Below are 24,353 nucleotides of genomic sequence, written 5' to 3'. Positions count from 1 at the left end.
CGCGTCCGAGCAGGGAGTCATGCAGACCGTCACGACACCGTTCCGGCTGAACTCCTTTCGGGACCCCCGCCGCACCCAGGGCTTTGAGCGCTGGCGGGACCCCGACCCCCGCCACACAAACGGCTCTCAGGGCTGGCACGGTACCTCCCCCGAGCTGGGTGAGATCGTGATCACCTTTGGGTTCACGGACAGTGGTGAGCGGATCTGGTCCATCGCCGAGGGCGAGGCGATCCCGACGGTCCGCTATGAGTCCAAGGGCCTCCATGTGATGGCCGGTCTGCGCATGCCGACGCTGAACGGCGGCACCCTGTGGGTGGGTGAGGACGAGGTGGCCATGAGCCGCAACCGGCTCGGCGTGACCGACCAGGGCCGTGCGCTCCATCTCATCCATGGGGACGACACCTACCGGCTCCGGGCGATAGGCCCACTGCACTACGTCCTGGCCCGGGATCCCTCCGGGGCGAGGCCGGGGACGACCATTCAGGTCAAGCAGTCGGGCAAGAACGGTATGCGGGCGATGAAAAGCGGTCGGTTGTCCATCGCCTTCACCATCGAGGGCGCCGCCGGACCCACCGATATCGCACTCGCCACCATTTTCTCCGGAGTGGATCGCTCCGCCCTCACTCCGACGGGCGCCGTCCGGGCGATGTTCGCCCGGAGCTGCGATCAGGTCGTGGCATGGGGAAGCTGACCGTAGGCCCGAAGCGCCCATCCAGACACGCATCCGAACAGGGAGTCACGATGCAGACCGTCACCACACCGTTCCGGCTGAGCGGCTACCGGGATCGCCACCCCAGCTACACGAAAGGCTTCGAGGGCTGGCGGGGCAGCTCCCCCGAGCTGGGCGAGATGTCGGTCCTCTATCCCGTACGGAACGCCGAGGACGAGGTGCGCTCCATCGCGCAGGGCGAGAACATCCCGACGGCCGTCTACGACGCCAAGGGCCTCCATGTGCAGGCCGGTCTGCTGATGCCGACCCTGAACCGGGGCACTCTGCGGGTGGGTGAGGACGAGGTCGCCATGAGCCGCAACCGGCTGGGCGTCACCGATCAGGCCCGTGCGCTCCATCTCACCCACGGGGGCGACACCTACCGGCTCTGGGCGGTCAACCGGCTCCAGTACGCCCTCGCCCGGGATCCCTCGGGGGCGAGGCCGGGGGCGACCGTCCGGGTCGAGCAGTCCGGCAAGGGCACCATGTCCGCGATGAAGAGCGGTCGGCTGTATCTCGCCTTCACCATCGAGGGCGTCGCCGACCCCACCGACATCGCCCTCGCGGTCCTGTTCTCCGGGGTCGACCGGTCCACTCTCACCCCGGGCGGCTCCGTGCGGGCGTTCTTCGCCCGGGGCCGCGACCAGGCCGTCGAGCTAGGCACCGGTCTCTGACCGCCCGCCCCCAGCCCTCCGAATCCCGTCACACAGCGAAACGAGCCAAGCACATGCCCTCCTTCGACCTCTCCCGGTACCGGTTCCGCCTCGGCGACGACGACCTGGGCGCTCTGATCCTCATCGCGGCGGGGGAGCCCGTACCCGACCGGCTGGCGTCGGCCGTCGCCGGGCTGGGGGAGGCCGGGCTGATCTGGCCGGACGGAAGACTGGCCGAGGCGCTTCAGCCGCTGATCAACACGGTGCTCGGGGCGTCGGTCGTCGTCGGGATCGAGACGGCGGGCCGTCAGGGCAAGCTGGCACACGGGCTGCTGGTCGGCTCCGACGATGTCTTCTCGCATGAGGCCTGGCCCGACGAGCAGGAGTCGGAGTACGTCCGGGTCGACCGCAACATGATCGTCTGGGAGCTGGCCCGGATGGTGAACCTCCAGCGCCCCGAGGTCCCGCTCACCGGACTCGACACCGTCGACGCCACCCTGGGCGCCCTGGACGCGGCGCTGGCCGCCCAGGGCTATGCCGCCACCCCCGCCGACGAGCCCACCGCCGTCCGCGCGGCCCTCGCCGCCACCGGCGGCCTGGACGAGCCGGATCTCTCCCGGCTCACCGAGCTGATCGTCCACCTCCGGTGCAGCTGGCGCATGACCGCCGCCTGGCCCGGCCAGGACGGCACCCGTTCCGGGCTCACCGCCCGGGGCTTCGCCATCTGGGACTGCGGCCCCCTCGGCCACTGGCACCGGGTCCTCCCGGCCGAACCCGTCATGGAGGACGCCACCGGCCCGACCGTCCCGCTGCGGCTCACCCGGATCCTGCCCAAGGAGATCTGGCAGATGATCGCCGAACTCCTCCCGGACGCCTCCCAGATCAACGAGCCGCCGGCCGTTTGACAAGGGCCCTGGGGCGGTGGCCCGTGGGGCGAGAAGGCGTCCCGCTGGGCGGGGGCGGGGTCAGGCCCCCACCAGGCCCAGGCCCCCACCAGGCCCAGGCCCCCACCAGGCCCAGGCCCCCGCCAGGCTCAGGCCCCCACCAGACAGACCTCCGCCCCCGTCTCGTCCTCCCTCGGCACCGCCGCGACCAGCGCGTCCAGTGCCGTACGGGCCGCCAGGAGATCCGCCATCGCGCGGTCGATGCGCTCCCGCTCGCTCTCCAGGCCCGGCAGCAGGCCGGAGCAGGCGGGGACCAGACGCTCGCCGTCGTCGACCGTGCACGGCAACAGCCCCGCGATCGTCCGGGTGTTGAGCCCGGCGGCCAGCAGCATCCGGATCCGGCGGACGGTGCCGGCGTCCTCCTCCGCGTACTCCCGATAGCCGCCGGAGCCGCGCCGGGGCAGCAGCAGGCCCTGCTCCTCGTAATAGCGCAGCATCCGCTGACTCGCACCGGTCCGCCGGGCGAACTCCCCGATCCGTATCCCCATCCGCCGATCACCACCCATGTTCGCGTTTGACTCTCACACCGATGTGAGACTTTAGCCTCCGGATCATGACAGCACAGCAGTCAACTGACGCCCCCCGTACGCCCGTCGCCGTGGTCGGACTCGGCCCCATGGGCATCGTCCTCGCCGAGACCTATCTCCGCCTGGGTCACCCCCTGACCGTCTGGAACCGCACCGCCGCCAGGGCGGACGACCTGGTCGCGCGGGGTGCCCGCCGGGCGGGGACGGTGGCCGAAGCGGTCGCCGCCGCCGACACCGTGATCGTCTGCCTCAAGGACTACGAGACGATGTACGCCGCCTTCGGCGACACCGCCGCCGAGGGATCCGGACGGTCCCGCCCCCTGATCGTGAACCTCAACTCCGGTACGCCCAAGGAGGCCCACGAGGCCACGGCATGGGCGGCCGCCCGGGGGTTCGGCCATCTCGACGGCGCGATCATGGTGCCGCCGCCGCTCGTCGGAACCCCGGCCGCGGTCTTCCTCTACAGCGGGCCGCGCGAGCACTTCGACGGAGCCGCGCAGGCGCTGGAGGCCCTCGGCGACCCCCGGTATCTCGGCCCGGACCCCGCACTGGCCGTCCTCTACAACACCGCCCTGCTGGAGATGATGTACGCGACGCTCAACGGCTGGTTCCACGCCGCCGCGCTCGTCGGCTCGGCGGGTGTGCCGGCGGCGGACTTCGCCGAACTCGCCTATGGCTGGTTCGCCCCGACCGTGCTCTCCCCGGCCTCCTTCCAGGACTCCGCGCCCGCTCTGGACCGTGCCGAGTACCCCGGCGATCTGGGCACCCTGCGGATGAACCTCAACGCCATCGAGCACATCCTCCGCACCAGCCGTGAGGTCGGTGTCCCCGACGACCAGCCCCGTCTGATGAAGGAGATCGCCGAACGCGCGATCGCGGCCGGGTACGGGGAGTTGAACTACCACGCGGTCTTCGAGACGTTCCGCGCTGCGGGTACGGCCGGCGCTCCGGGTACGGCAGGCGGGGCGCACCCGGCGGTGTAGCGGCCCGGCCGCCCCGCGCCCGGGGTATCGGAGGGGGCTGAGAGTCGATTTTCGGCCATCGGTGGGGCGGAGGGCAACGGGATGCGGATCTTCCTTCTCTCTCTTCCCGGCCGGGAGTGGGCAGCGGGGCCGCTCCCGGGCTCTCACCCCCCTACCCCGTGCAGCAGGGAGCCATTTTGTTCTCCACCAGACAACAGGGGCGCGGTGCGGTCAACGTCACCACGGCCCTTGTGGCGGCGGCCCTCGTCGCCGGAATGACCAGTACCAACGCCTTCGCGGACACCCGTACCGCCGGATCCCCCGCCGACGGCGCGGGGGCCGGGCTCCGGTGGGTCACCCTGGTCACCGGTGACCGGGTCGGCATCGACGCCCGGGACCGGGTCGTCTCCGTCGACCAGGGCGAGGGCCGCGACCGGGTGCCCGTACGGAGCTGGACCGAGCGGGGGCGCACCTATGCCGTTCCGGCCGACGCCCAGCGGCTGATCGCGGCCGGAAAGCTCGACCGGCGGCTCTTCGACGTCACCGGGCTCGGCACCCCCGAGAGCCGGCGGGCCTACCGCGACGGCCTGAAGGTCGTGGTCGAGTACGCGGGCCGGTCGGCGGCGGGGGCCCGGAAGGGGGTTCGCGCCGACGCGAAGGTGGCGCGCACCCTGCCGTCGATCGACGCGGACGCGGTGACCGTACCGAAGAAGGACGCGGGCGGGCTGTGGGCCGCCCTCACCGGAGCGGGATCCGGGGCCGGGGCCGGAGCCGGGGCCGGGGGTGCCCGGACCGCCGGGGCCGCCGGGACCGTCCCGGGGATCGAGCGGGTCTGGCTGGACGCGGTGTACACCCCGACCCTGGACACGAGCGTGGGCCGGATCGGCGCCCCGAAGGTCTGGCAGTCCGGTTACGACGGCAAGGGCGTCACCATCGCGGTGCTGGACAGCGGGGTCGACGACACCCACCCGGATCTGGCGACGCAGGTGGTCGGGGCGGCGAACTTCACCTCCTCCCCGGACACCCGGGACCGCCATGGGCACGGCACGCACATCGCCTCGATCGCGGCCGGGACCGGTGCCCGGTCCGGCGGCAAGTACCAGGGCGTCGCTCCTGGGGCCAAGATCCTCAACGGCAAGATCATGGACGACAACGGGACCATGGAGTCCGGGGCCATCGCCGCGGTCGACTGGGCCGTCGGCCGGGGCGCCGATATCGTCAGCATGAGCTTCGGCACCGGTGACAGCCCCGACATCAACCCGCTTGAGGCCCATATCAACCGGGTGACGAAGGAGAAGGGCGTCCTCTTCACCGTCTCCGCCGGCAATGAGGGACCGAACGCCGGTACGGTCGGCTCCCCGGGCAGCGCGGAGGCCGCTCTCACCGTCGGCGCCGTGGACGACGCCGACCGGATCGCCCCCTTCTCCAGCGTCGGCCCGCTGCACGACGGGGCGATCAAGCCCGATGTCACCGCTCCCGGGGTGGGCATCACGCGGCGTCGGCCCCCGGCAGCATCATCGCCGAGCAGGTCGGCGAGAACCCGGCCGGCTACTTCTCCATAGGCGGTACGTCGATGTCCACCCCGCATGTGGCGGGCGCGGCGGCACTGCTCAAGCAGCGGCACCCCGGCTGGACGGGTGAGCGGCTCAAGGCCGCGCTGACCGCCTCCGCCCAGGACGGCGGGTACTCCGTCTTCCAGCAGGGCACCGGCCGGGTCGCCGTGGACCGTGCCATCGAGCAGACCGTCGTCGCCGACGGGACCACCGTCTCCTTCGGCCGTCAGCAGTGGCCGCACACCGACGACCAGCCGGTCGCCCGGGAGATCACCTACCGCAACCTCGGCACCCAGGAGGTCACCCTGGAGCTGACGGTCAAGGGTCTCGACGCCCGGGGCGGGGCCGCCCCCGCGGGCTTCTTCACCCTCGGCGCGAACAGGGTCACCGTCCCCGCGGGCGCCACCGCCTCCGTCCCCTTCACCGCGGACACCCGGATCGGCGGCGACAACAACGGCGTCTACACCGCCGTCGTCACCGCGACCGGCGGCGGCCGGACCGTGCGGTCCACCGCCTCCGTGGACCGCGAGGTCGAGTCGTACGACCTGAGCCTCGACTTCCTGGACCGGGCCGGACAGCCCGGCAAGGAGTTCTACACCCATCTGCGCCAGATCTCCGGCGCGGGCGATGCCTCCGTCACCCTCAACGGCAGCGCCACCGGCGCCGAGAAGCTCCGGCTGCCGAAGGGCGACTACGCGATCTTCTCCAGCCTGTGGAACGAGGCCGGCGGCTCGGACCGGCTGGTCCACCCGAAGCTGGCGCTGACGAAGGACGCCGCCCTCACCGTCGACGCCCGCACCACCAGGCCCGTCGAGATGACCGTCACGGATCCCCAGGCCCGGATGACCGGCGCCGCGGCGGCCGTCACCATCGGCAGCGGTGACCGGTCGATGGCCTTCACGGACCATGCCTCCACCACCTTCGACGGCTTCCGTACCGCGCAGCTCGGTCCGGAGCGGCCCACCGGTGTCCAGCTCAGGGACGCCCTGTACGCGCAGTGGGAGCGCGATGCCTCGACCCAGTACAGCCTCGCCGCCGGCGGTGAGGTGAAGCGGCTCTTCACCGGATACACCAGGAAGTTCGGGGCCGCCGACTTCGCGAAGGTCACCGCGGTCCTCGGCGCCTCCGTCCCGGGCAGGACGGGAAGCACCACGGCGCTGGGCGGCAAGGAACGCGTCAGCCTGGGCTCCGACCACTCCTTCGCGCTGCCGGGCTCACGGACCCACTACCTGGCCACCGACGGGAAGACCAACCTCTGGTCCCTGTCCGGTACGCAGCTCGACGCCCGGGGGTGGGAGGAGATCGGCTACACCTCCCCGGAGCGGGACTTCCCCCCGGGTACGAGCCACCGGGTGAAGCTCGGCACCGGTGTGCACTCCCCGTTGATGGCGGGACGGAACGGTGTCTTCCGCCAGGGGAACCGGCTGGAGTTCGTGGTGCCGCTCTTCTCCGACGGCCGGGGCAACATCGCCCGGTCCGTGTACTCCACGGCGAGGACCACGCTCCACCGGGGCACCACCCAGATCGGGGAGAAGGCCGACCCGCTGATCGGCTGGGAGTTCTACACCGTCGGCCCGGACGACGCCGAGTACACCCTGACCACCTCGGTGACCCGGAGCCCCACCGTCTCCGCCGTCGGCACCCGTATCGACGGGTCCTGGACCTTCCGCAGCGCCCGGCCGGCGACGGACGGCGAGACGCGCACTCCGCTCTCCACGGTCCGGTTCGGCGCCCATGTCGCCCCGGACGGCACCGTCCCGGCGGACCGTACGGTCACCTTCCCGGTGACGGTGCAGGGGCCCGCCGCGGGTACGGGGCTGAAGTCCCTCGATGTCTCCGTCTCCTACGACGCCGGCGCCACCTGGCAGCGGACCCCCGTCACCCAGGGGAAGGTCACCGTGAAGAACCCCGCGCAGGGGAAGACGGTCGCCCTGCGCGGCGAGGTCGCCGACACCCAGGGCGGTAAGGCGAGCGTGACCGTGTACGACGCCTACATCGGCAGGTGACCCACGGCCCCGACCGGGGCCCACAGCGGTGCGGGTCCACCGGCCTCCACCGGTCTCCACCGTGAGGAAACACCTGAACCGGTGCCTCCGACCGCCCGCGGGCGGTCGGAGGCACCGGTTCCCACCTGCCTGGACTCAGGCCGTGGGGTCACACTTCCCGGAAGCCGCTCAGTTCGTCCTGCGGCGACCGCGGTTGAAGAGCAGGGCACCCATGGCGAAGACGGCGGCGCCTCCGGCCGCGGTCAGCGCGCCCGGCAGCGGGGAGCCGGCGGACTCCGCCTCGGCCGAGACCAGGGCGGGCGCGTGCTCGTCGCCGCCGTGGCCCTTGTGGCTGACGGTCGAGTGCGACGCGGCCGCATCGATCTTCGCCTCGGTCGGAGCCTTGGCCGAAGCCTTGGCCGCGGCGGCGGCACCCGTACCGAAGACGACGTCCGAGCAGCCGTAGAACGCCTCGGGGCTGTCATGGCGCTGCCAGACCTTGTAGACGATGTGGCGGCCCGTACGGGCGGGGAGGGTGCCGGTGAACCGGTAGTGGCCGTTGTCGCTGGCGCGCGGCGTGGAGTACGTGGCCACCGGGGTCGCGTCCAGGTCCGACCACTTCAGCGGCTTCGTCGGGTCGAAGCCCTGCTTGGTGATGTACATCGTCATCGAGCCCAGGTGGGCCGCGGTGACCCGCACATTGAAGTTGTAGGAGCCCGCGTTCACCGCCGTGGCGGGCCAGTCGGTACGGGCCCAGTCCAGGGCGCGGTACTTGGTGCGGTTGGCGGAGCAGAGCTTCCCGTCGGGGATGATCTGCTGGTGCCTGCCGTCGGCGTTGGCGATGTTCACCTCGTTCCAGTCGTACAGCGGCTGGGTTCCCGAGTCGGCGGCGAGGTCCTTGCAGACCTGGGATTTCAGTGTCTCCGGGCCTTCGGCGAAACAGGCGCTCACGCGGCTGACGGGACCGAAGACGGAACCGTGCGCGGCCGCGGGTGACGGCGTCAGGGACAGGAAGGTCGCGGCGGACGCGACCGCGGCGGCTGCGGCTATGCGGCTGCGGGTGGCAGACATGCTGGCTCACTCTCGTACGTGTAGGGGACGTCGGGAGGTTCTCGACAACACCGCCCCGTACGTGGGGTGTTGGGACGGTGATCTGTTCAGCAGCATCGCATTGGTACATACCAATAGCAAGGGCTTCCGTGATGACCCGCCCTGGCACTCAGGGCGGGTCATCACCCGCGCTGGCACTCAGGCCGCCGGGGTCTTCTCCCGCAGGCCGGGGTCGCGGCTCAGGGCGCGGCCGTACCAGGCGCCGTAGCGGGCGCCCAGAAACGCCGCCGACGCCCCGTGGAGACAGACACTGAGCGCCACGGTCACCACGACGACTCCGCTGAGGAGTACCTCGCCGGGCAGCGCCGCCTCGAACGCGATCAGGCCGAACACCAGGGAAGCGAGCCCGCGCGGCCCGAACCAGCCGATGTAGCCCACGGTGGGCGCGCGCAGCCCGGAACCGGCCAGGGCGACGGCGACGGGGACCATACGGACCAGCGTGAGGCTGAGCACGGCGTACCCCACCATCCGTCCGTCGATCACCTCCAGTGAGGGCCCCAGGATCACCGCGCCGAAGAGCAGGAAGCTCAGCGCGGCCAGCAGTTCGCCGAGCTGGGCGCAGAACACGGTGCCGCGACCGACACGGTCGTCACCGGCCGCCACCGCGCCGCTCGTGACCGCGCCGGCCGCCACCGCGTCGGCCGCCACGGCGCCGTTCGCCTCGGCCCCATGGTTCGCCCCGGCCCCCTGCCTTCCGCTGTCCCGTGCCGCCTCGCGCTCTCTGCCCCGCAGTACGGAGCCGAAGGCCAGGCCCGCCGTCCAGGCGCCGATGAAGCCACTGCCGTCGGCCGCCGCACACAGCGCGTACGAGATGGCGGGCACGGTCAGGACCAGGATCTGCCGCCATGTCGGGGTGCTCAGGCGGCGCTCCGCCGACCAGTGGAGCCCCCGGGCCCCCAGCCAGCCGATGGCGACCCCGATGGCGCCGCTCGCGACGAGGGAGAGCAGGAAGACCGCGAGCGGGCCCTGACCTTCCTGCTGTCCTTCCCCGGCCGCCGCGAGCGCGAGGACGAAGAAGGGCAGCACGATTCCGTCGTTGAGACCGGACTCCACCCCGAGCCCGTGCCGGACCAGCGCGGGGACCCGTTCGTCGGAGACGGCCTGCTGGCCGAGCGCCGCGTCGGTGGGGGCGAGGACGATGGCGACGACCGCGAGTTCCCAGACGCCGAGACCGGGCAGCAGCGCCCACGCCACCAGCCATCCCAGCAGCATGGTCAGCGGCAGGCCGACCGCCAGCAGCCGTACCGGCAGGGAACGCTCCCTGCGCAGATCCGCCCTGCGGACCGACGCGGCACCGGTGAAGAGCAGCAGGGCGAGCGCGCTCTCCAGCAGTGCGCGGGTGACCTCTGCGTCATGGGCCCGGTCGAGCAGGCCGAGCCCCAGCGGGCCGATGGCCAGACCACAGGCGACCAGCACCATCGGCCCGGAGACCACCGTCGGGACCAGCCGGCGCGACACCGCCGCGTAACCCGCGACGACCGCGCTCACCGCGACGACGGCCCATGGGCTCACCGTTCCTCCTCCCGGACGAACCGCACCCGCCCTTCCGGGCGGTCGGCCGCATGCCGTCCATCGCGCCAGCTTGCGCCCGACGCCCGGACGGACCGGGGTGACGCTCCGGGGCCTTCCCCTGGTTGCCGCAGCGGAGTCAGCCGCGCGGCAGCGCGATCGACCTGGGCGGCCCGGGGCGGCCCGGGGCGGCCCGGGGTCGCCATTCGGAGGCCGGCCCGCCTCACCAGCGGTTCCCGGCGGGTCGAGAGGTCGTCCGATGGGTAATCAGACAAAGCCGATCAGACAAAGCCGATCAGACAAAGACGAACTGCTCCCAGGGGCCGATGACGGAGGCACGGGCCCGGAGCACGGCATGGCTCGCACCGCCGTAACCCAGCTCGGTGGAGACGAACAGACCGTTCGCCTTGGACTGGAGGACGTAGCGCCCCAGACTCGCGTTGTACAGCAGGCCGAAGCGCTCCCAGGGCCCCACGGCGGAGGCACGGGCCCGGAGGATCGCGTGGCTCGGGCCGCCGTAACCGATCTCGGCGGAGACGAACAGGCCGTTCTCCACGGCCCGCAGGACGTAGGAGGACGTACTGGACTGCCAGAGCAGTTCGAAGCGCTCCCAGGGGCCGATGAGCGAGGCGCGGGCGCGGAGCGTCGCATGGTCCGCACCGCTGTAGCCCAGTTCGGCGGAGACATGCAGATTGTTCTCGATGAACCGGAGTGCGTAGACCGCGTTGGTCGATACGTCACTTCCCTCGACAGCGGTCCACCCCGCTGGTACGGACGGCGCGGTCCGCGCCTGGGCGCCTGACGACGGCGCGGTCAGCACGGTGATGCCCAGCAGGGAGAGCAGTAAAGCAAGAGTGACGGTCAGGCGTCTCATGTCTTCCCCTTCCGATCGGCGTTCGTCCACGCGAGCGGGCCGGGCTCCCCTCCCGCTCAGCCGGGAGTCTCGCACAGGAGGGGACCACCGAACGCGGCGCAAACCGGACATCAGGTATGAGCGCCCGAGGGGTGGCCCGGCCGCTCAACTCCCCTGTGGAGTGGCCGTGTTGTCACGGAGAGCGTCGATCGCGCGAAGGTGCGGCGGGGAACCGTACGTTCTGCCTCAGGCCTCGCGCACGGGGGACACCCAGGGACGGGTGGGTGCGTTGTGGCGGATGGGGAAGGTGACCGGAAACGAGCGCCGCTGGGGCCGGGCGGGGCCGCCCGTGCCACGGGGCCGAGCTTCGCAGTGAAGCTCGGCCCCGGTGCATGGGCGGCCGTCCTCGGCCGTGACGGCAGGGGGGTTTCAGGGCCTCCCCCCGGGTGACCCCCTCACCTCTTCCGCCGAGTGGTTCGCTCCCTTTCGGACACCGAATGGATGAAGGTGATCGTGCGGGAACGCATGCCCACACGGCGTCGCTCGATCATTTCCTCGACCGGGGGATCGAACGGCTGGCGGATCGGCTTGCTGTGCAGCTTCACCGCGCAGTCGAGGTCGGTGCAGAGGAGCAGGCCCACCGTATTGAGACGCTCGCGCTTGTCCCGGGACGGGAGTCGAGCGGTAAAGAGTGACACCTCGTTGAACCGGCGGGTGAACCGGCACAGGTCGCACATCATCGCGCGCGATCCGTGTGCCGCGTCGTTCGGGGCCTGCCGCAGCAGCACTCCCAAAGCCTGATCGTCGGCCTCGGTGACGAGGTAGGCACGCTGCGGGGAGCGCAGGTCCCGCCATCCGAGGTAGTCGACCCGGTCCCAGCGGACATCGTCGAACCAGGTGGGCAGCCGAACCCTGTTGTCGGTCGAGTCCAGGTTCACGATCGCGCCGCGTATCTCTTCCCGGGTCATCGGACGCATGGCAGCTCCCGACGAGTTGCCCACGCGCAGGTGAACGCGCAGGTGAACGCGCCGGTCGGGACGGTGTGGGGAAGGGGTGGGAGGGTCCTTTGGGTACTGGACACCCGGGGTGCTCCTTGCTGAGAAGTCCGTCATGACAGCAAGAGCAGGCCGAGCGGCTCGACGAAGACACCCACCCGCTCGCCGCGACACAGGTGCGGACGTGGAGGCGTGGGCTGGTTCAGAGCACCGGAGAATCACGTCCGGTCCGCCGTCCGGCGAGGACGGTGTCAGGGAAACGGACGGCTAGGCGGTGCGGCGAGGCGCGCTCGGCGCGGGCCGAAACATAAAAATCCCTCTTCCAGGGCACAGCGGGCCCAGAACAGATCGGCGGAGCTCCGTCAGGTTAACAACAGCCCCCGGAGCAGTGGCAACCGATTTACCGGCCGCCTCCTCTTCTCCGTGGAGAGCGAGGACACCTGGCGACGGACGGTGGTGCCGGCCCCGGTCATCGGGACCGGCACCACCGGGGTGTCGGCGGGGGTCAGCGGCTCAGCGGCGCAGGGGCTCAGCGGCGCCGGGTGAGCAGGGTGACCGCCCGGTCGAACGCGGAGTCGCGGTCGGCGGCGAACTCCGCCGCGGTGAAGACGGGGACGGTGATCTGCGGGGGTACGCCCGGGCCTTCGTGGGAGTTCCCGCGCGGGGTGGTGTACCGCTCGTTGGAGAGGCCGAAGCGCCAGCCGTTGGGCAGGGCCCGGGCCAGGATGTCGGAGAGCGCGCCCTGGGTGTGCTCGCCGATCAGGGTGGTCGGCAGCGGGCGTTCGGCGAGGGCCTTGACGAAGGTCTCGCCCGCGCTGACGGTGGCTCCCGAGGCGAGGACGGCGATCGGGCCGGTGTAGCGGGGCACTCCCTGGGCCGGGGCCACGCGGGCGGTGTACCGGGGGGTGAAACGGGTGTCGTCATCGGGGTCGTTCCTGGCCTCCTTGCGGTAGGCCGGATAGCCTCGGTCGGTCAGCCGGGCGGCGATCTGCAGGCCCAGTTCGTCACTGCCCCCCTGATTGACCCGGACATCGACGATGAGTCCGCGCCAGGCACCGGGACCCCGGGTGCGGGCCCGGGTGACGATACGGTCGAGCACCCGGTCCAGTTCGGCGGCGTCGGTTTCGATGGTGGGAGAGCCGGCTGTGTACCCCCCGAACCGGCCGATCCGCAGATAGCCGATTCCGCCCGGGACTTCCGCGTAGCCGATGGCACCCCGGGCATGCGTCTCCAGCGCGGTACCGCCGAGGTCGCGGCGCTCGACGAAGGCACGGACGCGTTCGTCGTAGGCGTCGTCGGGGAGGACCGTCCCGGCGCGCTGCCCGGAGGTGACGCGGCCCAGATCGGAGGCCTCCACGCCGACATGGGCGTCCTGGAGGGGCGCGGCCATCGCGGAGAGTATGTCGAACAGCTCCTCCTGGGTGGTGCCCGCATGCACCGTCGGACGGTACCGGGCCCGCATCGCGTCCCAGTCGACGCCCCGGCGCTCGAAGAAGGCGTAGTTCTCCTTGAAGGTCTGCCAGAAGACGTCGAAGACCGCCACCGGACCGGTGGGCGGGGGCTGTTCGCAGCGTGGCGGCAGTGCGGCGATCCGGCGCAGGGCGCGGGGGCCCAGAGCGCCATGGGCGCGTAGCGTCGCACGGTCGCCGGCCTGTGGCGTCACCGTCAGGCTGTACTCCGGGCTGTCGAAACGCACGGCGCCGCCGGGGCCGGTCCCGCCCGCGCTCCGGGCGGTGCCTCCGGGCAGACAGCTCAGTTCGGTGGTGTCCCAGAACCGCAGATCGCGGCCGTGGATGGAGACGACGGTCCCGTATCCGTCCATCCGCCAGACGCCCTCGACCGAGACTCCCCCGGACCCGGACCCGGACCCGGATCGCGGTACCTCGGCGGGGGCGGGCGCCGCGGCGGCGGTGGACAGGGAGCCCGCGAGGGCGAGTGCTGTCCCGGCGGCGATGAGGACTCCGCGCCGGGACGCCGGACGCCTGCCCCGGTGGTCCTCGACGGCGGATGCGGCTGATACCTCTGGTGTCACTGTGTTCCTCCGGTGGTCGGTCACCGAGCATCCTTCCGGCGCCGGCACGGCCACCGCGTCCACCTGCGGGCGCCACCCGCGTCAACCATCGGTCGTACAAGCCGAGTTGTCTCCCCTAGGGTGCGCGGGCGACCAGCCCTGCCGCCGGGGTACGTCCGGCCGGGGACACCACCGCTCCACCGCTCAGCGCTCCCGCCCCGCGCGCTGCCGGAAGGCCCCAGTGATCACCACCGCGTGGAGCACGTGAACCGGCCCCTTCTTCCTGCTCAGGGAGCAGGAAGAAGGGGCCGGTTCGTTGTCCGCACGGCGGCAAAACACCAGGTCAGGCGTCCTTCTTCACCGGCTCCAGGATCGCCACGCACTCCACGTGGTGCGTCATCGGGAAGACGTCGGCCTGGGCCTGGTTGAAGGTAAGTACAGGTCAGAGACCGTCTGATGGGCGCGACTGCGGCGATCTCCGGGGCCCGAGCGTCATATGAGCGTCAAGAGAGGGAGGGCCCGGGCGAACGTCAGGGTTCGGTGTCGGTCGTCGGCCGAGCAGGGGCCTTCACTCCGCGTGAGGGGTGTATGTAGCCGTCATCCGGCAGCGCTGCATGTGGTAGCGCCGCCCTTCTCAAGGCGATGGGGCGACAATGAGTGATGCACCGAGCCTGGTGGTTCCGATCAGATGTCCCGGAAGAGACCGGTCGGCACTGTGACCTGCGCAAATAGACTTTCGGCTCTTTCGTGACCGTGCCCGTTGATGCAGCCGCGAGTCCCAGAGAATTCCCACTGCCAGCAGTCACTCCTTCGGCTCTATGTAAAGTGTGGGGGCGCGGTGTGGGCTGGTCCGTGTGCATCGGTGGTCTGCCCTGAACGATCGGCAACGTGTCCTGCTCGAAAGCCTGGCTGCCGGCGAAGAACCCCATGCCTGGGCGCCGGGTGAATGGCCCTCGGCGTATGCCCTCCGCGACCGTGGCCTCCTGAAAATCAGTTCGCGATTCTGATGGGATGCCAGGGGCTCAATCCGGCAGACCATGCGCCGACGAGGTGGCCGGCATCGACGGGGCACAGCAGGGAGGCGACGCTGAGCGTTCGGTGCGCTGATTTCGACAGGTCCGACGTCCCCCAGCGGGGGCAACTGAGCGGATGTGCAGACTGCCTGAGCTCTTAGTGGTGACCGAGGCGAGGGTGGATCGTCGCGTGCTTCGTGAGTTTTCGACGCGGCTATCGCAGTGATATCTCGGATACCCATAGATGTTGATCGAGCCTATGCTCGCAACCTGCCGAGCCGCTCGGACCGGCCTGGGAACGAGACGCCTGTTCGATGAGCCCTTGGTCTCGCGTCCAAGGGTAGCGAAGGTCTGGGCAGACAGAGGCGCCAGCACAGCGTCTTCCTATACGGAGTCGCCCGAGGGCTCGACGTCGAGGTCGTGAAACGATCTGTCACCAAAGGGCGGGGCGCATTCCTGGATGAGGTGGGCCAGCCCCGGACCCCCAAGGGGAATTCTGGTCAAGGCGCCCCAAGGGTAATCGCCGTGCAGTCCTCACCGCCGCCGTCACAGCCCCGCTCTCGGAGGGCTCCAGACGTTTCGTGCCCCGGGTGAGCCCGACGAGCAGGTTTTCGGCACGCAGCGCACGCCTGCCTTGGCGAGCGTCGATGGACCGTTGGTGCGGGCTGCCGTCATGCCGCGGTGGTACGAGCGATCTCGGCTGCCGTCGGCACGGGAACGACCTCGATACTTACCCCGCGGGTGGTGAGCTCCCTGGCTGTCTGGTGGAGCGTGATTTGGGAGAAGGCGAAAAGCGAGTCAGGGGTGAAGGTAGCTCCGGACTTGTGCCGGACCGCAAGGACCAGCCGACGGGGTGTGAAGTCCTCGGCCAGCCTGATTCTCCTGTCGCTGTCCCGTGCGACCCGGCGGACGAACTGACAGCGCGCCTCCTGCGAGTTGAGGAGGAGTTCGACGGCGACCTGTGCTTGCCCGAGGAGGTGGCAGAAGGAGCCGGAGGAGCCGGACTGCTTGACGAGGATAAGGGTACCGTCCGGAGTCAGCAGGTCGCAGATTTCGACCCGGTCGGTGCGCTTGAGGGGGTTATTGATGAACTCGCCGTCGAGGAATAGCCAATCGGGCCGGGCCTTTGAGACCGCCCGATTGTAGGCGCGCTCGTTCGCACCTTCGGGCCAGTGCGGCAGGCCGTACACGTCGGCATTGGTGAACATCTGTCGCAGGTTGTCCCGGACGGAGTCGATGTAGTAGGCGCCGAGCTCGTACCAGTCTCCGTCCAGAAGGCAGTACCTCCTTGGACCGAGGGAGACATCGGCCTGGATCCAGTCCAGGGCGTGGGTGGTTGCCAGCGGGACGGAGGATCTGGGTGACGGGTCGCGGTGGAGGGTCACCGTGCCGTCGCGCAGGGCGGCGATACGGGTGCCGGGGCGGTGGATCCTAGCCCGGGTGAGGACGTACTCCAGGTCGAAGTCGTTGCAAAGGTAAGCCTCGGTGCTGCCGATGCAGGTCCGGTATGCGGTGGCCTCGGCGTACGTCTCGTGCAGGTCGAGGGGTACGGAGAACGAGATCCGTCCGTCGGCGGGGGCCCCGAGCAGACGGTCGAGGGCGGCCTCGAGTGCGGCGCGGGTGACGGTGTCGGTGACCGGGACGATGTGGTCGACGAATTCCAGCTCGGGGTGCGGGATGTCGTCCTGGCAGACCCGGGTGATCGTGCGCAGGTCCTCGACCAGGTCGGCCGGCTCGATGCCGAGCGGGAGCCGCAGGCCGACACCGCCTTGGGCGGTGCAGGCCCGGCCGTTGGCGTGGCGGCTTCGGGTGAGCGGGACGTCGTCGAGGTGGCCGCCGAGGTGGCGGACCACCCGTGCCTGGTCGCGGATGCCGAGCGCCGGGACCGAGGTGCCGGCGGCTACCAGGGAGATGTCGGTGCGCGGTCGGCCGAGCGCTTTGGTGACGGCACCGCTGATGTGCCGGGGGTCGATCATGCGGATGGCGAAGCGGAGGCCGAACCGCTTGTCCTTGAGGGCATCGGGAACCAGGCGGTAACCGTTGCCGCAGGTGACGGCGTAGACCTGCCCGTCGACGGCGAGGAGCAGCAGGGCTCCGGTGCGGCGGACGGGTTCGAAGACTGTGATTCCGGTGGTACGGGCGTTGGGGGCACACCAGGTGTCGGCGGCCTCTTCCTTGCCGTAGGTGAGGTAGATCGCGGGCACGCAGAGGGCCTCGGGGTGGTGCAGTTCGGCTCCCAGCCGGTCGAGCTGTTCGTGGTTGAGGGCCTCGAACATCGCCTCGGGGGTCGGGGAGACGGTGGGGAGTCGATAGACGGTGCGGACTGCGGTGTGGGTGGCCATGGGGGAGTTCTCCGAGCGTCTGCGGGGCCGGTGCAAGAAGGCTGACGAAGTTTCACCTGTACACGCAGAACGATGACAGTGATGTGTGTACGTTGTCAACGTGATGTCGATGTTCTCATTGTCCGGCCACTGCGTGTACGGTGGCCACATGTCGGACCAAGCTGCCCCCGCCACCGGCCCCCTCGTCACGGGATCAGAGATCGCGAGGCTGGCCGGCGTCACCCGCGCCGCCGTGTCCAACTGGCGGCGCCGCTACGAGGACTTTCCCGCGCCCTCGGGAGGTGGGGCGAGCAGCCCCCTGTTTGCGCTGGCCGAAGTCCAGGCGTGGCTGGAGAAGCAGCGGAAGGGGCAGGAGGTCTCGGTCGAGGTCCAGGTCTGGCAGGAGCTGCGGGCAGCCTACGGAGAGGACATGATCGCCGGACTCGCCGATGTGGCCGAGCTGCTCTCCGAAGCGCACGGTCGAGAGCTGCCGGGGTTGCGCCTGCCGCGAGAGGCCGTGGCGCGCGTCCGTTCACTCGCCGAAACCGAGCGGCCCGTTGACGTCGTGAACGCACTGACCGAACGTTTCGCCGACGCCGTACGGCGCGCAGGGTCGGATCAGGTGACGTCCCCCCGCCTGGCCCTCGCCGTACGGCACTTCGCGCCGCCGCTGCCGACCGGGGCGACGGTCTTCGATCCTGCCTGCGGCATCGGTCTGTTGCTCCTCTCCGTCGCCGGGCAGACCGGGGCGCTCTGCCGCGGGCAGGAGGCCGATGCCGACTCCGCGCGGCTCGCCAGGCTCCGTGCCGCCCTGTCGTCGATGCCCGACACCCGGATCGAGACGGGCGACTCGCTCCGCAACGACCGATGGCCCGACCTCCGGGCCGAACTCGTGGTCTGTGATCCTCCGGTGGGCGTCACCGGATGGGGCCGCGAGGAACTCCTTCTGGATCCACGCTGGGAACTCGGCACCCCGTCCAAAGCGGAGGGCGAACTCGCCTGGCTGCAGCACGCCTACGCACACACCGCGCCGGGCGGGCACGTGGTGATCGTGCTGCCCGCCTCGGTCGCCTACCGCAAGGCCGGGCGAAGGATCAGGGCCGAGCTGGTCCGCAGGGGCATCCTCACCCAGGTGGTCGCCCTGCCGCCGGGCACGGCCTCCTCGCACGCCCTCCCCGTTCACCTCTGGACTCTGCGCCGTCCCGGGCCGGCCGACGCCCCCCCGCCCACGGTGCGGATGGTGGACCTCACCGCCAACGACCCCGACGGCAGCCTCGCCCCCCGCCCCGAGCAGATCGTGGACGTCCCTTCGATCGGTCTCCTCGACGACATGGTCGACCTCACCCCGGGCAGCCACCTCCAAGCCGTGCACCGCGACTACTCCGGCGAGTTCACGGCCCTCCGTAACGATCTGGAGGAGCAGCTGCACCGGCTGGCCGCACTGCTGCCTCAGCTGCGGCCCGGTACGGGGGCAGGCTCGCTCGACGGTGCCACGGCGGGCGTCGCCGAACTCCTCCGGGCAGGCCTCGTGACCTACGAAGGCCCGGAGCCGGTCTCCGCCAGCGACCAGCTCGACACCGATTACCTCCAGGGCTTCCTGCGCAGCCCGGCCAACACCCGCCGTGCCACCAGTGCCTCCGGCACCTACCGGCTGGAGGCCAAGGGTGCCAGGATTCCGCAACTGGCCATCGAGGAACAGCGCCGCTACGGTGCGGCCTTCCGGGAGCTCACCGAATTCGAGGCGACGATGCGGGCCGTGTCCGAGCTCAGTCGCCGGCTTGCCGAGCTGGCCCGCGACGGACTCTCCTCCGGCGCTCTCGCCCCGGAGGACTGAGGACATCCGGCGGGGCGGCTCCGGGAGACGGAGCCGCCGCGGTGCCGGGCCCCGCAGCCCCGGAGACACCCGTTCACACCGGGGTCGGCAGGAAATCGCTCGGTCTTCCGGTCCAGGTCACGTTCAGTGCCTCGCGCGCTCTGGTGCAGGCGACGAAGAGCAGGCAACGCTCGCGCAGGAGGTCGGCTTCGTGCTGCGGTGCGTCCGTCTCCAGCGGGGTGATCTCGCGGGCGAAGGGCACCGTTCCCTTCGTGACGCCGAGCACGGAGACCGCCCTGAACTCCAGCCCCTTCATGGCATGCATCGTGGCCAGCCGGACCCCTGGCGTCTCTGCGGCGACCTGCCCCTTCACCCGCACCACCGGGATCCCGGCGTCCTTCAGCCGGGACTCCGCCGCGTCCAGTGCCAGGTTGAACCGGGCGCATACTCCGATCTCGTGAGGTGCGAGCCCTTCACCGATCCAGGCCCGCACCCGGTCCACGAGAGCGACGTACTCCTCCGGCTGGGTGGAGTACCCGCCGGCCTCGGGTCGGCGGCCGCGCAGCAGCGAGCGGTAGCCGGCCAGGGTGTCGGTTCCGTCGCCTTCCAGGGCGTCCACGCTGACCGGTGCGAGCAGCCGCGCCGACCAGACCAGGATCTCCTCGGTGGAGCGGTAGTTGAGACGCAGCCGGAAGCTGCGGCCGGCGGTGGCGATCCCCAGCGAGCCGAGCGACACCCGTGAGTCGTAGATGCGTTGGTGCGGATCGCCGGTGAGGAACAGATCGTCGGGGCCGGGGGCGGCGGCGGCCCGGAGCACCCGCCACTGCGCGGGGTGCAGGTCCTGCGCCTCGTCCACCACGACATGGTCGTACGGGGCCGCGCCGACGGCGAGCAGATCGGCCGCCCGGGCACAGACCCGCAGGTGGGTGGTGGCACCGCGCTCCAGCAGCAGCTTCTCGAACCATTCGACGCCGTTCCACACGAGCCCGCGCCTGGCCGCTCCGAGGCCGGTGCCGCGTCCGCGCCGGCTCGCCGCGAGATAGCCGTCCAGATCACGGATGTCCTGGCCGAGTACCACGTGACGGTACTCTTGCGCCAGGAAGCGGGCCTGGAACGGCAGATCCAGCTGCTTGACCGCCTTCTCCCAGAGCTGCCGCTGGTCGCGGTCGCCCACCGGCTTCGGGGTGACGCCGGTGTGCTGCCGCACGACACCGTTGGCATAGGCGTCGACGGTCGTGACATCGACCCGGGAGAGAAGGAGTTCGTCGCCTTCGAGGAGAAGACTGAGCGTGTCGCGGAGTCCGGCGGCCAGCGCGTTGGTGTACGTCGTCAGCAGGATCCTGCTGTCCGGCGACCGCCTCAGCAGGTGCCGGACCCGGTGCAGCGCGGCCACCGTCTTCCCCGTCCCCGGGCCGCCGGTTACCTGCACCGGGCCGCCGTACGAGGTGCGGTGGGCGACCCGCCGCTGGGATGGGTGCAGGAAGACCCGCCAGGCCGCGAACGGCTTTGCCAGGATCTCTTCCAGCTCCTGCGGGCCGGTGACGAGACGGATCCGGGCGGTGGTATTGCTGATGACGGTGGCCAGGTCCTCGTCCGGCTCGGGCGGTGCATCCACCGGGCGGCGTACGGCCACCACGTCCCGGTAGACCTCCTCCGGCGAGAATCCCTCCGCGAGGTACTGGAGGACCTCCAGCTGGTCCTCGGGCAGCAGCGTCGCGAACGCCTCCAGCTGCGCCTTGTCCGCCATCGAGCGCGCCGCACGCAATACTTGCGCGTCGATGCCCAGTTCGCGCAGGACTCCGTCGGAGACGCCGGAGAACAGCAGCTTCGGCGCCTTGCGGGACGCCGTCTCGTACAGCGGTGTCAGCTCGTCCAGCGCGACCGCGTCGCGTACCTCCAGGCCGCGGGTGGCGCTGTTCGTGCTGTACAGGCGTTTCGCCGCCCAGGTATAGGCGTCGTCGTGCGGCAGCACATGGACGAGGAGGAAAAGATCGCTGCCGTCGTCCGGCGCGAGGACCACGCCGCGCCAGAAGTCGGTGATCCGTACGGTGCGCATCCGCCGGTCACGGGCGTTTTCCACGGATTCCAGATGCAGACCCTTGTCAGCGTTGAGCTCGGCCACGGTCAGGGCCTGGAACTTCGTCATGGCCTTGCGGACGCCGGCCCGGACCGGCTTCTCCAGGGTGTCGAATCCGTCCCAGAAACTCTGGGCGAAGGCGAGTCGGGGCATGGGCCGTGGGCCCCCTTTCCGTGGGTGTCAGGCGGTGGGCCCGGCCAGGCGGGCGGCGAGCTCCCGGAAGGTCCGCAGCAGCGCCGCGGGCTCCGAGGTCAGGTCGAGACTGTGTTGGAACAGCCGTAGACCGCTGGTGCCGCGGACCTCGGTCGTCCGCTCGGGCAGGCGGCCCGCCGCGTACACCAGATGCGCCTCGCGCAGGCCGAGCACGGTGGCGTAGGCGAGCGCCTGGTACAGGTCCGCGTTCGGGTAGCCGTGAACCCGGTGAGGCTTCTCAATCTTGTACTTGGCGTCGACGACGGCCACAGGTGCACGGCCGTCCGCGCCGTACACCACCAGATCTGGCTTCATCCGGACCTGGCCGCCCGGGTCGAGAGTGTGTACGTCCTGCAGCCGCGCCGTCAGGCCGTACTCCCGGAGGGCCTCGCGCAGTGCGACCGTCACGAAGTCCTCGAAGAGCTGGTTCATGTCGAGCAGGAAGCCGTCCAGGGCGAGCGGGCCGGTCCGGTGCTCGGGCGAGGTGGAGCGCAGTACGGCCTCGGCGAGCCGCAGGGCGGGCTGGTAGCGGGAGTTGAGACGGGACGGCTGCCAGTGCGGCAGGTCCTTGCCGCGGACCAGAGGACCGGCGTCCGCGAGGCGGATGCGCTGGTGGGCGAGACGGCGGCGTACCGGCCCGGGAACGGACGGCAGCCGCAGCAGCCGTTCCACCGCGGCGCGCAGGATGCGGTTCTCGGCGGTGTCGGCGGTGTACGCGTCGTAGATGATCTCGGCGGGTGGTATGCGGCCGAAGTGGCGCCGGATCTGCTCGGCCTCCCGGAGTCGGCCCCGGACCACATGGGCTGACTCCGCCGTCTGGCGGTAGCCCTGGAGCACCCCTTGCCGCAGCGCCGCGTCGATCTGCCGCTCCACCGCGTAGGCGAGCGCGGGTACCACCCCGTCGTGCTCGCCGGTGCCGACTGTGCCCTCACGTCTGTCGCGCCAGGCGCCACCTGGATCGAGGCTGAAGCCGAGCAGGAAGAACAGCCGCCCCACCGGTGTCTTGGGCGCGATCCGCAGTACCGTCCCGCCCGGCAGCCGGACCGCACCGACCTGGTGGCCCGCCCGCAGCCGCCAGTGTCCGGGTCGCTCGGGGTCCGGCGCGGCACTGTCGAGGAACTTCGCCGCGACGAGGGCCCGCCCGGTGGACGCGTCCAGTGGTACGGACAAGGCGGCGCCGTACTCCCGCAGTGTGATCTCGCCCGGGGCGCCACTGTGCGCCGGGGCGGCACCGCCCGCCGCGTTCCCGCTCACGACCGCCGGATCCGCTCGCGCAGCGCGTCCAGGCCGTAGCGGGCGGCGATGTCGATGCCCTCGCCGTAGTGGTGCTCCTCAAGGAGGGGGAGGATCTTGGTGCGCCAGGTCCGGTCGAGGCCGCCCTCGCGGTATACGCCGGGCTTCATCAGGTAGGACGGGCCGATGGCGAAGTCAGGGTCGTCGATCGCCATGTTGAGGGCGTCGAGCAGGCGGGCCGGCTCGGGGTCCTTGCCCTCGCGCTCCAGCCAGCGGGTGAGGAGACCGGCGGTGGGCTCCACGCGGGGGGAGAGCTCCACGAAGGCGAATCGGCGCCGCATCGCCGCGTCCACCAGCGCGATCGACCGGTCTGCGGTGTTCATGGTGCCGATCACGTACAGGTTCGGCGGCAGCCCGAAGTCGTCCCCGGAGTAGGTCAGTCGCACCGAGCGTTTGCGGTACTCCAGGAGGAAGTACAGCTCGCCGAAGACCTTTGCCAGATTGGCCCGGTTTATCTCGTCGATGATCAGGAAGTGCGGCACATGCCGGTTGGCCTTTTCGGAGGCGGTGCCGGCGAGCTCGCGCAGCGGTCCCGCCGTCAGCCGGAAGGCGACCTCCCGCGTGTCGGGGTCCTCGACCGGCCGGAATCCCTCGAAGAAGTCCTCGTACGCGTACGACGGATGGAACTGGACGATCTTGACCTGCTCCGGGCCGCCGCCGAAGTACTCAGCCAGCTTCAGCGCCAGATATGTCTTTCCGGTGCCGGGCGGCCCGTAGAGAACCGTCTGCCGCTCGTCGAGGAGGAGTTCACGCAGTTCGTCGAGGAAGGAACGGTCGTGGACGAGGAGCGTCCGGGCGAAATCGTCAGTGACCTCGGGGAAGGTCAGGACGCGCTGCTCGGAGGATTCCAGGACCTGCCCGGCCTGCTCCTGAGCTGTCCCCGGGCCGCCGGTGAGCGCGGTGAGCTGGTCCAGGACAGGGGTGAGGTCGACCACGTCGTGCTGGGCGGAGAGCTTCTGCTGCACTTCCTCCAGCAGCTCCTCGTATGGATGGGCGGTCTCTTGCCAGGTCACCGGGCGCCGGAGGTTGGAGAGCCCGCCGGGGGAGCCGGACTGCACCAGGTCGCCGGTGATCCGCCCGAGGTGGAGCAGGCCGTCGCTGAGGGTGGCGACGGTATCGCCGATCCGCATCTGGGTGAAGAAGGCGTGCAGTTCGTCGACGAGACCGCGCTTCTGGTGGTAGGTTGCCGAGCCCTCGTAACCCTCCTCGACGAAGCGGCGCAGCACGCTCTTGGTCGGGTCGGGCTCGTCCACCTGTGGCAGATGGGGTGCGCCGATCGAGACGAAGCCCTCCTTCAGCCAGAGCCGGCGGACCAGGTTCTGCCCGGAGACGTTGTTCCCCCGCACCAGCCAGGCTTTCTGCGGGGCCCGCCAGCTCTGCGGCAGGAAGTCGCCGAGCCGGTGGCCGTCCTCGGTGCTGCGCCAGGTGCCGGGGCCGGTGGCTCCGTAGCCGAGGACCAGCGAGGCCGCGGCGGACGGTGAGTTGCACACGATGTCACGAGAGGCGGTCCAGGTACCGGGCCGGGGGCCGTCGGTCAGCGTCCCGTTTTCCCGTAGTTCGGCACGGAGCCGGCGTGAGGAGTCACTCAGCCCCGGCCAGTCCTCCGCCGACACCGCCGACCCCGTGCTCACCAGGAACTTGTGCGAGCCGTTGTCGCCAGCCACGGTGAGCAGGAAGCCGTGAGCCTCCCCGGCACCCTTGGGCAGGGTGATCCGGAAGTCCGGGAAGCCGGGAAGACGGTCGGGGAGCTGCGGCATGGGGACCTTCCTGGATGCGGGTGGCTCAGGTGGTACGAAGTTCGTCCAGCCTACGTGTTGACGGTGTCAATCGGTA

General features: G+C 70.7%; 17 protein-coding genes. 7 read left to right on the top strand and 10 right to left on the bottom strand.

What is annotated here, in order from left to right; translation table 11 throughout:
• The first annotated feature begins 19 nt into the window (after positions 1 to 19).
• The 3 genes from ABT354_RS20600 to ABT354_RS20590 are packed head-to-tail and all read left to right on the top strand — an operon-like array spanning position 20 to position 2,267.
• The gene (locus tag ABT354_RS20600; protein WP_351495780.1) at positions 20 to 691 is read left to right on the top strand and encodes a hypothetical protein; all 672 of its coding nucleotides are present in this window, start codon (positions 20 to 22) and stop codon (positions 689 to 691) included.
• Positions 692 to 741: 50 nt separating this feature from the next.
• Positions 742 to 1,383 (top strand): hypothetical protein, encoded by a 642-nt coding sequence (locus tag ABT354_RS20595; RefSeq protein WP_351495778.1) that lies wholly within the window; start codon positions 742 to 744, stop codon positions 1,381 to 1,383.
• 53 nt (positions 1,384 to 1,436) lie between these two features.
• Positions 1,437 to 2,267: a histidine kinase gene (locus ABT354_RS20590; RefSeq protein ID WP_351495775.1), complete on the top strand. Its 831-nt coding sequence runs from the start codon at positions 1,437 to 1,439 to the stop codon at positions 2,265 to 2,267.
• Between the two features lie 128 nt (positions 2,268 to 2,395).
• On the opposite strand, the gene ABT354_RS20585 is transcribed toward ABT354_RS20590, so the two are convergent.
• The gene (locus ABT354_RS20585) at positions 2,396 to 2,788 is read right to left on the bottom strand and encodes a MerR family transcriptional regulator (RefSeq protein WP_351495968.1); all 393 of its coding nucleotides are present in this window, start codon (positions 2,786 to 2,788) and stop codon (positions 2,396 to 2,398) included.
• A gap of 71 nt (positions 2,789 to 2,859) precedes the next feature.
• Between ABT354_RS20585 and ABT354_RS20580 the strand changes: the two genes are divergently transcribed.
• The 3 genes from ABT354_RS20580 (at position 2,860) to ABT354_RS20570 (ending at position 7,354) form a co-directional block, all read left to right on the top strand.
• Positions 2,860 to 3,816, top strand: coding sequence for an NAD(P)-dependent oxidoreductase (locus tag ABT354_RS20580; protein ID WP_351495773.1), 957 nt, complete (start codon positions 2,860 to 2,862; stop codon positions 3,814 to 3,816).
• Positions 3,817 to 3,992: 176 nt separating this feature from the next.
• Entirely contained in the window at positions 3,993 to 5,357 is a 1,365-nt protein-coding gene (locus tag ABT354_RS20575; RefSeq protein ID WP_351495771.1) for a S8 family serine peptidase, read from the top strand.
• Between the two features lie 11 nt (positions 5,358 to 5,368).
• Complete coding sequence (locus tag ABT354_RS20570) at positions 5,369 to 7,354, top strand: S8 family serine peptidase (RefSeq protein ID WP_351495769.1); 1,986 nt, start codon at positions 5,369 to 5,371, stop codon at positions 7,352 to 7,354.
• A gap of 168 nt (positions 7,355 to 7,522) precedes the next feature.
• Here ABT354_RS20570 and ABT354_RS20565 read toward each other — a convergent pair whose 3' ends face one another.
• The 6 genes from ABT354_RS20565 to ABT354_RS20540 form a co-directional block, all read right to left on the bottom strand.
• On the bottom strand, positions 7,523 to 8,404 hold the full coding sequence (locus ABT354_RS20565) for a lytic polysaccharide monooxygenase auxiliary activity family 9 protein (protein WP_351495767.1): 882 nt from the start codon (positions 8,402 to 8,404) through the stop codon (positions 7,523 to 7,525).
• A gap of 177 nt (positions 8,405 to 8,581) precedes the next feature.
• Positions 8,582 to 9,955: a cation:proton antiporter domain-containing protein gene (locus ABT354_RS20560; RefSeq protein WP_351495765.1), complete on the bottom strand. Its 1,374-nt coding sequence runs from the start codon at positions 9,953 to 9,955 to the stop codon at positions 8,582 to 8,584.
• 292 nt (positions 9,956 to 10,247) lie between these two features.
• Positions 10,248 to 10,826 carry a fascin domain-containing protein gene (locus ABT354_RS20555; protein WP_351495763.1) on the bottom strand — a complete coding sequence of 193 codons (579 nt, stop codon included), beginning with the start codon at positions 10,824 to 10,826 and terminating at the stop codon, positions 10,248 to 10,250.
• Between the two features lie 434 nt (positions 10,827 to 11,260).
• Positions 11,261 to 11,782, bottom strand: a complete 522-nt coding sequence (locus ABT354_RS20550) for an FBP domain-containing protein (protein ID WP_351495761.1) — start codon at positions 11,780 to 11,782, stop codon at positions 11,261 to 11,263.
• Between the two features lie 547 nt (positions 11,783 to 12,329).
• Positions 12,330 to 13,856 carry a S41 family peptidase gene (locus ABT354_RS20545; protein WP_351495759.1) on the bottom strand — a complete coding sequence of 509 codons (1,527 nt, stop codon included), beginning with the start codon at positions 13,854 to 13,856 and terminating at the stop codon, positions 12,330 to 12,332.
• Positions 13,857 to 15,495: 1,639 nt separating this feature from the next.
• Positions 15,496 to 17,166: a TIGR04141 family sporadically distributed protein gene (locus tag ABT354_RS20540; RefSeq protein ID WP_351495757.1), complete on the bottom strand. Its 1,671-nt coding sequence runs from the start codon at positions 17,164 to 17,166 to the stop codon at positions 15,496 to 15,498.
• A 148-nt stretch (positions 17,167 to 17,314) separates the two neighbouring features.
• Here ABT354_RS20540 and ABT354_RS20535 point away from each other — a divergent pair, with 148 nt between their 5' ends.
• Positions 17,315 to 18,979 (top strand): N-6 DNA methylase, encoded by a 1,665-nt coding sequence (locus tag ABT354_RS20535; RefSeq protein WP_351495755.1) that lies wholly within the window; start codon positions 17,315 to 17,317, stop codon positions 18,977 to 18,979.
• A gap of 73 nt (positions 18,980 to 19,052) precedes the next feature.
• On the opposite strand, the gene ABT354_RS20530 is transcribed toward ABT354_RS20535, so the two are convergent.
• From ABT354_RS20530 to ABT354_RS20520, 3 genes are read right to left on the bottom strand one after another with little or no spacing between them, the layout of a single operon-like run.
• Entirely contained in the window at positions 19,053 to 21,188 is a 2,136-nt protein-coding gene (locus tag ABT354_RS20530; protein ID WP_351495753.1) for a UvrD-helicase domain-containing protein, read from the bottom strand.
• 27 nt (positions 21,189 to 21,215) lie between these two features.
• Positions 21,216 to 22,481, bottom strand: a complete 1,266-nt coding sequence (locus ABT354_RS20525) for an McrC family protein (RefSeq protein ID WP_351495750.1) — start codon at positions 22,479 to 22,481, stop codon at positions 21,216 to 21,218.
• A complete protein-coding gene (locus ABT354_RS20520; protein WP_351495748.1) occupies positions 22,478 to 24,277 on the bottom strand; it encodes a DUF4357 domain-containing protein in 1,800 nt (599 codons plus the stop codon). The genes ABT354_RS20525 and ABT354_RS20520 overlap by 4 nt, the downstream gene beginning before the upstream one ends.
• Between the last annotated feature and the right edge of the window lie 76 nt (positions 24,278 to 24,353).

Origin of the sequence: Streptomyces sp. NPDC000594 (genome assembly GCF_040299965.1) — a bacterium.
Lineage (GTDB): Bacteria > Actinomycetota > Actinomycetes > Streptomycetales > Streptomycetaceae > Streptomyces.
The sequence above is the reverse complement of the archived record's forward strand: the minus strand, read 5'-3'. Positions and strand labels throughout refer to the sequence as shown.

What these genes read in the sequence shown, in the direction of transcription:
- ABT354_RS20595 (WP_351495778.1), top strand. Translation starts at nt 742, where the DNA reads ATGCAGACCGTCACCACACCGTTCCGGCTGAGCGGCTACCGGGATCGC.
- ABT354_RS20555 (WP_351495763.1), bottom strand. Translation starts at nt 10,826, where the DNA reads ATGAGACGCCTGACCGTCACTCTTGCTTTACTGCTCTCCCTGCTGGGC.
- ABT354_RS20535 (WP_351495755.1), top strand. Translation starts at nt 17,315, where the DNA reads ATGTCGGACCAAGCTGCCCCCGCCACCGGCCCCCTCGTCACGGGATCA.
- ABT354_RS20565 (WP_351495767.1), bottom strand. Translation starts at nt 8,404, where the DNA reads ATGTCTGCCACCCGCAGCCGCATAGCCGCAGCCGCCGCGGTCGCGTCC.
- ABT354_RS20550 (WP_351495761.1), bottom strand. Translation starts at nt 11,782, where the DNA reads ATGCGTCCGATGACCCGGGAAGAGATACGCGGCGCGATCGTGAACCTG.
- ABT354_RS20520 (WP_351495748.1), bottom strand. Translation starts at nt 24,277, where the DNA reads ATGCCGCAGCTCCCCGACCGTCTTCCCGGCTTCCCGGACTTCCGGATC.
- ABT354_RS20570 (WP_351495769.1), top strand. Translation starts at nt 5,369, where the DNA reads ATGTCCACCCCGCATGTGGCGGGCGCGGCGGCACTGCTCAAGCAGCGG.
- ABT354_RS20530 (WP_351495753.1), bottom strand. Translation starts at nt 21,188, where the DNA reads ATGCCCCGACTCGCCTTCGCCCAGAGTTTCTGGGACGGATTCGACACC.
- ABT354_RS20540 (WP_351495757.1), bottom strand. Translation starts at nt 17,166, where the DNA reads ATGGCCACCCACACCGCAGTCCGCACCGTCTATCGACTCCCCACCGTC.
- ABT354_RS20600 (WP_351495780.1), top strand. Translation starts at nt 20, where the DNA reads ATGCAGACCGTCACGACACCGTTCCGGCTGAACTCCTTTCGGGACCCC.
- ABT354_RS20590 (WP_351495775.1), top strand. Translation starts at nt 1,437, where the DNA reads ATGCCCTCCTTCGACCTCTCCCGGTACCGGTTCCGCCTCGGCGACGAC.
- ABT354_RS20580 (WP_351495773.1), top strand. Translation starts at nt 2,860, where the DNA reads ATGACAGCACAGCAGTCAACTGACGCCCCCCGTACGCCCGTCGCCGTG.